The 8,030-nt window shown below is 68.8% G+C and carries 7 protein-coding genes; 5 read left to right on the top strand and 2 right to left on the bottom strand.

Annotation, left to right across the window (positions count from 1 at the left end):
- The first annotated feature begins 183 nt into the window (after window positions 1-183).
- Both ABTZ89_RS32065 and ABTZ89_RS32060 read left to right on the top strand, forming a co-directional pair.
- Window positions 184-2,013, top strand: a complete 1,830-nt coding sequence (locus tag ABTZ89_RS32065; protein ID WP_270951064.1) for a transketolase — start codon at window positions 184-186, stop codon at window positions 2,011-2,013.
- Window positions 2,014-2,074: 61 nt separating this feature from the next.
- A complete protein-coding gene (locus tag ABTZ89_RS32060; RefSeq protein WP_270951027.1) occupies window positions 2,075-2,269 on the top strand; it encodes a DUF2795 domain-containing protein in 195 nt (64 codons plus the stop codon).
- Between the two features lie 23 nt (window positions 2,270-2,292).
- Here the strand turns inward: ABTZ89_RS32060 and ABTZ89_RS32055 are convergent, their stop codons facing one another.
- Window positions 2,293-2,571: a DUF3040 domain-containing protein gene (locus tag ABTZ89_RS32055; RefSeq protein WP_270951028.1), complete on the bottom strand. Its 279-nt coding sequence runs from the start codon at window positions 2,569-2,571 to the stop codon at window positions 2,293-2,295.
- A 247-nt stretch (window positions 2,572-2,818) separates the two neighbouring features.
- On the bottom strand, window positions 2,819-4,564 hold the full coding sequence (locus ABTZ89_RS32050; protein ID WP_351051805.1) for a collagenase: 1,746 nt from the start codon (window positions 4,562-4,564) through the stop codon (window positions 2,819-2,821).
- A 258-nt stretch (window positions 4,565-4,822) separates the two neighbouring features.
- Here ABTZ89_RS32050 and ABTZ89_RS32045 point away from each other — a divergent pair, with 258 nt between their 5' ends.
- From ABTZ89_RS32045 to ABTZ89_RS32035, 3 genes are all read left to right on the top strand, one after another.
- Window positions 4,823-5,779, top strand: a complete 957-nt coding sequence (locus ABTZ89_RS32045) for a LysR family transcriptional regulator (protein WP_351051802.1) — start codon at window positions 4,823-4,825, stop codon at window positions 5,777-5,779.
- 168 nt (window positions 5,780-5,947) lie between these two features.
- Window positions 5,948-6,718: a transposase family protein gene (locus ABTZ89_RS32040; protein WP_351051799.1), complete on the top strand. Its 771-nt coding sequence runs from the start codon at window positions 5,948-5,950 to the stop codon at window positions 6,716-6,718.
- 232 nt (window positions 6,719-6,950) lie between these two features.
- Window positions 6,951-7,973 carry an MBL fold metallo-hydrolase gene (locus ABTZ89_RS32035; protein ID WP_351051796.1) on the top strand — a complete coding sequence of 341 codons (1,023 nt, stop codon included), beginning with the start codon at window positions 6,951-6,953 and terminating at the stop codon, window positions 7,971-7,973.
- Window positions 7,974-8,030 lie beyond the last annotated feature (57 nt).

The following is an 8,030-nucleotide window of genomic DNA, read 5'->3' as shown; positions in this document are numbered from 1 at the left end:
TTCTCAGCGTTCGCCTGGCGAGGACGGCCCGACTGCCGTGTATTGGCATACATAAAGTCGGGCACCCGGAGACCAGGCGGGCGCTGAGGTTCCGCCACCCGCACCGCCACGCAAAACGAGTGCTTCAGACAAACAAGACAGGCGTGAGTTTCGGGGGCGGGTTAGGTGGGCACTTGGTGGGGCATGGACCACCTGAGCTTCCGCTTCGAGCTGGCGCAGCAACTGCGGGTGGACTCCGTGCGGTGCAGCAGTGCTGCCGGGTCCGGCCATCCCACCTCCTCCATGTCGGCCGCCGACCTGATGGCCGGGCTGCTGGACGGACATCTGCGGTTGGACTTCGACCACCCGGAAGACCCCCGCAACGATCACCTGATCTTCTCCAAGGGGCACGCCTCACCTCTGCTGTACTCGTGCTTCAAGGCGGTCGGTGCGATCGACGACGCCGAGCTGATGACCTTCCGCGAGTTCGGCAGCCGGCTGGAGGGGCATCCGACTCCGATCCTGCCCTGGGTCGACGTGGCCACCGGGTCGCTCGGCCAGGGGCTGCCGATCGGGGTGGGCGTGGCGCTGGCCGCGCAGCGGCTGGACCAGCTGCCCTACCGGGTGTGGGTGCTGTGCGGGGACAGCGAGATGGCCGAGGGCTCGGTCTGGGAAGCGCTGGAGCACGCCGGGTTCGAGCAGCTGGACAACCTGATCGCGCTGGTCGACGTCAACCGGCTGGGCCAGACCGGGCAGACCATGCACGGCTGGGACCTCGACGCCTACGCCGACCGCGCGCGGGCTGCCGGGTGGCGGGTGCTGGAGATCGACGGCCACGACCCGGAGCAGATCGAGACCGCGTTGAAGGACGCCGAGGACGGCGACGGCCGTCCGGTGGCGGTGCTGGCGGCGACCAAGAAGGGCAGGGGCGTCGCCGAGGTCGAGGACAAACCGGGATTCCACGGCAAGGCGCTGGTGCACCCGGAGGAAGCGATCCAGGAGCTCGGCGGGCTCCGCGACCTGCGGGTCACCCCGGCCAAACCCACCACCACCGCGCAGCCGCACGTCTTCGAGGTGCGCGGCGGCGGGCTGCCCGCCTTCGAGCCGGGCACCAAGGTCGCCACCCGCAAGGCCTACGGCGAGGCGCTGCGCGCGCTCGGCGATCGCCGCGGGGACGTGGTGGCGCTGGACGGCGAGGTGGGCAACTCGACCTTCGCCGAGATGTTCCGCGATGCCCACCCGGACCGCTACTTCGAGATGTACATCGCCGAGCAGCAGATGCTGGCCGCCGCGGTGGGCATGCAGGTGCGCGGGTGGCGACCGTTCGCCTCGACCTTCGCCGCTTTTCTGTCCCGCGCCTACGACTTCATCCGGATGGCCGCGATCAGCCGGGCCGACCTGTGCTTGATGGGCTCGCACGCCGGGGTCGCCATCGGCGAGGACGGGCCGTCGCAGATGGCGCTGGAGGACTTGGCCGCGTTGCGCGCGGTGCACGGCAGCACCGTGCTGTACCCGTGCGATGCGAACCAGACCGTGCAGCTGGCCGCGGCGATGGCCGACCGGCCCGGGATCAACTACATGCGCACCAGCCGCGGCGCCACCCCGGTGATCTACGCGCCGGACGAGGAGTTCCCGATCGGCGGCTCCCGGGTGGTGCGCGAGGGCGACGACATCACGCTGGTCGGCGCCGGGATCACCTTGCACGAGTCCCTGCAGGCGGCGGAGATCCTCGCCGCGGAGGGCGTCCAGGCCCGGGTGATCGACCTGTACTCGATCAAGCCGGTCGATGCGGAGACGTTGCGCAGGGCTGCGACCGAGACGCGCGGTCTGGTCACGGTGGAGGACCACTGGCCGGAAGGCGGGCTCGGCGAGACCGTGCTCAGCGCGCTGGCCGGGGTCGGTGCTCCGGTGCACGTGCTGGCGGTGCGCATCATGCCTGGTTCGGGGACGCCGGCGGAGCTGCTCGGGCAGGCCGGCATCGACGCGCCCGCCATCGCCGCCGAGGCCAGGGAACTGCTCAAGGCGCACCGCTGATTCGCGGTTCCCGCAGGTGATGGGCGGGTAGTCGGATGTCGTCCCGGCCGGGAGGCGAGTGATGGCGTCCTTACCCGATCGCGCGGAGCTGCTCCGGTTCCTCTGCCACGTCCGATTTCCGGCGACCAAGCAGGAGATCCACCAGCAGTGCGAGGCGCTGGGCGCGCCCGCCGCGCACTTGGCCCGCCTGCGGACGCTGCCCGAAGGCACCTACGTCGAGCCCGACACGGTCCTGCAGGCCCTGCCGCACCCGTGAATCGTCCACATCGGACATCTGGTTCAGGTTCGCCCTTTTCGCCTGCCCCGCCACCAGAGCGCACCGGCGCTCGCGACGGTGACCGCGAACAGCGTGATCGAGCTCAGGACCAGTCCGCTGACCAGGCACAGCGCGGCCAGCAGCACGAGGAGCGCGAACACCAGGAACACCAGCACCCGGCGAACTCCGGTCCAGTCCCGGCGCCCGTCGAACCTCTCGAACTTCTCCGCCAGCCGAGGATCGCCGGACATCAGCGCCGATTCGATCTCGGCGAGCCTGTCCCGCTCATGCCTGCTCAACATGACGAGCTCCTAGCGACGTTCCCTGCGACCCCAAAGAGGTACCCGCCCCCCATCTGACTGAAGCCCGGAAGGGCCCATACAGATTGGCACGGCAGACTTCGCCGCCCCACGCGACGACCGGGTGATTTTCAGTCACGGAACGTGATCTTGAGCGATCACGTTTCGTCACACCACGTGGTCGGGCGTCCGGGGCGAACGGACCGCTCGCCTCGGCTGGCGTTCTGAGCGGTCCGTTCGCCCCGACCGGTCACGGCGTCGAGCAGGCCCCCGCGGAGCACTCGGTCAGCCAGTTCGCCCAGTCCTGGTCGTAGCTCGTGCCGATGGTCCCGGTGAGGAACTCGCGGGCACCGGCCCAGTCCCCCTTCCGGTACATCCCGAGCACGGTGCCGAGCTCGTCCGGATGGCGCACGAACATGTACCGCACCGCCAGGTAGCCCCACCGGTAGACGCGGTTGGTGTCGGCGTTGTCGTAGGTGGTGTCCCACAGCTCGCTGAGCCGGTAGGTCTGCTTGCCCGCCTCCTCGATCGCCTCCGGGTAGGCCTGCTGCCGGTAGCTGTACGAGATGTACTCGCCGATGCCCTCCAGCCACCACACGGTGGGCGTGCTGGTCGACTCCGCGAAGTCGCCGTGCATGTCGAAGCGCCCGTCGAGGTAATGGGTGTACTCGTGGTTGAGGTTCCAGATCTCGAAGTCGGGGCGCTCCCAGTCGGCTTCGTGGGCGATGAACCGCGGCTGGTTGCCGGGCTGGGCCGGGTCGCCCTCCAGGTACATGCCGCCGTTGTTGGTGTCGATGCCGTAGATCGCGCCGGCGTAGGTCTGGTAGTCGCCGCCGGAGTCGAAGACGACCACCTCGATGGTGGTGTTGTTGTCATCGGCGACCGGCTGGCCGCCGGACTGGACCTTGTCGTGGAAGAAAGCGTCCTGGCCGGTGAGGCTGGTGCAGGTGGCGTCCAGCTCTTCGGCCGACATCTGCTGGGCGCGGATGCCGATGCTCGGACTGCAGGTGTGCTGGACGGTCAGGACCGCGTCGATCAGCCGCTGCTGCAGGTCGCAGGTGCCGTACTCGGCGCAGTTCTGGCCGTCGTGGAAGTCGACCACCTCGGCGATGCCGACCCACAGCGGCGCCGTCGGACCGGTCAGCCGGCTCTTGCCGAGCAGGTCCTTGAGCATCGGCCGGACCTGGTCGCGCAATGCTTCGTGCTGGCTGAAGCGGGCGAGTTCGCGGCCCGCGTTGGCGGTCAGGAACCCGCTGTCGCCGCCGAGCAGGTCGAGGTGCTGCGCGGCGAAGGTGTGCAGCGTTTCCAGGACGCTGGGGTCGGCGTGCACGGCGTCGACGAAGTCCGGGAACTGGTGTCCGCGGAACAGCACCGTGTAGACGTTGTTGACCGCGTTGAGCATCCACCAGTACTGGTCGTAGGACGAGTCGTAGGCGGTGAGCAGCCGCTTGACGACGTCCAGGTACCGGCCGTTCTCCGCTGAGCTGTCGACGAGCGTCACCGATTCGGCGAGCACCTCGCCGCTCTCGTCGCTGACCGTCCCGGACTTCTCGTTGGCGAAGAACGCGTCCAGCGCGCCCTGGACCGCTGCCTTCAGCGCCGGTCCGTAGTCGCCGACGCTCTCCGGATCGCCGTACTGGACGTAGTACCCGGCGCGCAGGAACAGCACGAGCTGCGCGGTGCTCGTGCTGTTGTCCCCGGGATAGGCGACGGCGTTGTCCCGGTAGGCGTTGGCGACGGTGACCATCTGCTCTTCCCGGAACGCGCCGTGCGCGTCCGCGCCGGAGAGGCCGAACAGGGTGTTGATGCAGTCGGTCGTCGCGGCCTTGATCTCGCCGACCAGTTCCGCGCCGGTGGTACCGGTGAACCGCGACGCGTCGCAGTCCGCTTGCGCCGGCTGCGTCGAAGGCCGTGGCCGGAACGGGAATTCCTGCGGTTCGGGGTGCTCGCGGGGGTTTCCGACCGGCAGCGGTGGGCGTTCGGAGGCGTCCAGCACTCGGGGATCGGAAGTTTTGCTTGTTGCCGCTGGGTTTTCGGCCAGGGCGGGCGCAGCGGGTGGGACCAGGCTCAGGGCCAGGACGAGTAGCACGGCGCGGAGCACTGCGGAACTCCGCCGACCGGCCGCACGGGGTGCTCTGATCGGCACGTTCGACCTCCTGCTCGGGGGCTCGGGGTGGGAGAACGCGCGCACGCAAGGGGAATTCTGGCAGCCAGCGGTGATCTGTCGTCATAAGCCGGGATATAGAGTTCCGCTATGACGATCGAGATCCGCCAGCTGCGGATGATCTGCGCGATCGCGGAAACCGGCAGCATCACGCGCGCCGCGGCCCGGTTGGAGCTCACCCAACCCGCGCTGAGCAACCAGCTGCAGGCGATCGAGAAGATGCTCGGCGATCCGCTGTTCGTGCGCAGCAGAACCGGTGTGGTGCCGACGGATTTCGGCCGCCGGACCGTCGACCGGGCGCGGATCGTGCTGTCGGAAGTGGATTCCCTCTTCGGCGCGGCGGGCAGACCGTCGCCGTCGACCGAGCCGCTGCACCTCGGATGCGCGCACCTGGCGTGCGTGCCGAGCGTGGTGGACCGGATGCAGGACGGCCGGTTGGGGCAGTCTGTGATGCTGCACGTCGAATCTTCCGCTGCGGTGCTGGCGGATTCGCTGTCCCGGGGACGCTACGACGCGGGATTGGTTGCCAACGCTGAAGGTTTCTCCCTCGCGTTGGAACGCCCGGTGATCAGCCGCGTGCTCGTGCCGCGCTACCCGTGGTTCGTCGCGCTCGCCGCCGACCACTGGGCCGCCGACCGCGACGAGGTCCGGCTGGCCGATCTGGCGGACGAATCGTGGATCGGACCGCCCGGAGCCGACGACGGTTCGCTGGCGGTGTTCCGCTCTGCTTGCCTGGACGCCGGTTTCGAACCGCGGATCCAGTTCGAGGCGCCCAGCGGCGGGGCGCGCGAACTCGTCGCGCGCGGCTACGGAATCCGGTTGGTGGAGCCCACGTTCGCCGTCCCGGAGGGCACCGCCGTGCTGCCGCTGGCGGGAGATCCCCTGGTCGCCCGGCTGGCGGTGGCCTGGCGCCCGGACCGCCTGACCAGAGCGCAGGCGGACGTCCTCTACCAGGACCTCGCGCAGGCCTACCTGGCGCACGTCCCGGACAACCCGGCCTTCCACCGCTGGTGGAACGCCCACCCCGAAGTCCACCCGGTCCTCTGAGCCGCGGCCGGGGTTCCGCAAATTCCATTGAATTTCGAGGTCCGATTTCAATGAACTTTTTTCATCCTGATCTTTGCTGGTCAGGGTGGAGGGGGGCTTGGGTATGAGTGAAGCTCCTGGTAGATGGATCGTCGACCAAGATCAACCCAGGACCACCAGGAGCTTCGGGTGTTGTTGTATCCGTCGGCGATCGATCTGTCCAGCACGACCCTGCGGTATGTCGCCGATGTGCTGCGGGCTCATCACAAGGCGGCGGGGACGCGGTGGCGCAAGCTGGCCGCGCACGAGCAAGCACTGCTGGTGCTGGTGTTTCTGCGCAACGGCGACACCTACGCGCGGCTGGCCGCCGGGTTCGGTATCGGTGTAGCCACCGTCTACCGCTACATCCGCGAAACCACCCGGCTGCTGGCTGCTCGTGCCCCCTCGCTGACCGCCGCGTTATGGCGACTGGCCTGGACGTTCACCAACTTCGCCATCCTGGACGGCACCGTTATCCGCACCGACCGCATCGCCGCGAACCGGCCGTTCTACTCCGGGAAACACCGCTATCACGGCATCAACCTGCAAGGACTCACCGATCCTCACGGCAACCTGATCTGGATCTCCAGCGGGATCCCGGCCGGGCTGGTCAACGACACCAGCGCCGCTCGCATCCATCACATCCCCGAACTAGCCGATCAGGCCGAGATCCTGCTGCTGGCCGACCGCGGCTATCACCAGATCGCCGAGGGCGTGATCACCCCGTACAAAAGCTGGTACGGCAAACTCACCGAGTCCTACCTCGAGGCCAACACCGCCCACGCCCGCATCCGCTGCCAGGGCGAACGCGGCTTCGCCACCCTCAAAAACTGGCACGTCCTCGACCGCGTCCGCTGCTGCCCACACCAAGTCGGCACCCTCGCCCAAGCCATCCTCGCCCTCCAGCACGAAGCAGGATGAAAAAGGCTCAATGGAATTTTGGTCGCGGCCGGTGACCGCGTCCGACTGAACCCCACGGACGACCTGTGTCCGAGGTTCCGGCCAGCGACACCGTCGCGCAGAACAGGCCTGGAAAACCCCTCGCGGTGGCGCCGGCGGTGTGACGTGGCGCAGGGCACACTGACCGGTCGGTATGTCTGTGGTACGTCTACTGGGACGCCCCTGAACAGGTGGCGGGCTCGGAGGTGTGGTCATGGGCGACGCGCGGCACGAGTGGATGCGACCCGGTGCGCACGAGGTCGCGCCCGGGGTGCACCGGATCCCGCTCCCCCTTCCCAACGACGGTCTGCGGGCGGTCAACGTCTACGCGATCAGCGACGGCGACGGGCTCACCCTGGTCGACGGCGGCTGGGCGCTGGACGAGGCGCGCGAGCAGCTCACCGCCGGGTTGCGGAAGATCGGCGCTGGGCTCGGCGACATCAAGCGGTTCCTGGTCACCCACGCGCACCGCGACCACTACACGCAAGCCGTCGCCGTGCGGCGCGAGTACGGATCGCGGGTGCTGCTGGGCGAAGGCGAGCAGCACACGATCCGCAAGCTGATGGATCCCGGGCACACGCCGCTGGACAAGCAGGTCGAGCTGCTCACCGCGTGCGGCGCGAAACCGGTGCGGGACGCGGTGATCGCCGCCCGCGGCACGAAGTACCGGTCGACCGACTGGGAGGAGCCCGACGAGTGGATCACCGAGTCCACCGACGTCGACCTGGCCGACCGACCGCTGCGCGCCCTGCCGACTCCCGGCCACACCCGCGGCCATGTGGTGTTCGTCGACGGCTCGAGCGGGCTGCTGTTCGCCGGTGACCACGTGCTGCCGCACATCACCCCGTCCATCGGTTTCGAGCAGGCACCCAGCGAATCGCCGCTGCGCGACTACATGGCCTCGTTGCGGCTGGTCCGCGCGCTGCCGGACATGCGGCTGCTGCCCGCGCACGGCCCCGTGACCGACAGCGTGCACCAGCGGATCGACGAGCTGCTCGACCACCACGACCGACGCCTGGCGACCACGGCCGACGTCGTCGCGCGCGGTGCCACCACCGCCTACGAAGCAGCACGCGCGTTGACCTGGACCCGCCGCGAACACGCCCTGGACGACCTGGACCCGTTCAACCAGATGCTGGCGGTCCTGGAAACCTCGGCCCACCTCGACGTGCTGGTCCTGCAGGCCAAACTCCGCACCGAGACCATCGACGGCGTCAAGCACTACACCGCGGCCTGACCCGGTCCGGTCCGCAGTTTCAATTGAAACTGCACCTCGCCGGACCGCAGTTTCAAT

It is taken from the genome of Saccharopolyspora sp. NPDC002686, assembly GCF_040295745.1.
Classification (GTDB): Bacteria; Actinomycetota; Actinomycetes; order Mycobacteriales; family Pseudonocardiaceae; genus Saccharopolyspora; species Saccharopolyspora oryzae.
The sequence above is the reverse complement of the archived record's forward strand: the minus strand, read 5'-3'. Positions and strand labels throughout refer to the sequence as shown.

Coding starts and splice junctions, on each gene's coding strand:
- ABTZ89_RS32065 (WP_270951064.1), top strand. CDS start 184: ATGGACCACCTGAGCTTCCGCTTCGAGCTGGCGCAGCAACTGCGGGTG.
- ABTZ89_RS32060 (WP_270951027.1), top strand. CDS start 2,075: ATGGCGTCCTTACCCGATCGCGCGGAGCTGCTCCGGTTCCTCTGCCAC.
- ABTZ89_RS32055 (WP_270951028.1), bottom strand. CDS start 2,571: ATGTTGAGCAGGCATGAGCGGGACAGGCTCGCCGAGATCGAATCGGCG.
- ABTZ89_RS32045 (WP_351051802.1), top strand. CDS start 4,823: ATGACGATCGAGATCCGCCAGCTGCGGATGATCTGCGCGATCGCGGAA.
- ABTZ89_RS32035 (WP_351051796.1), top strand. CDS start 6,951: ATGGGCGACGCGCGGCACGAGTGGATGCGACCCGGTGCGCACGAGGTC.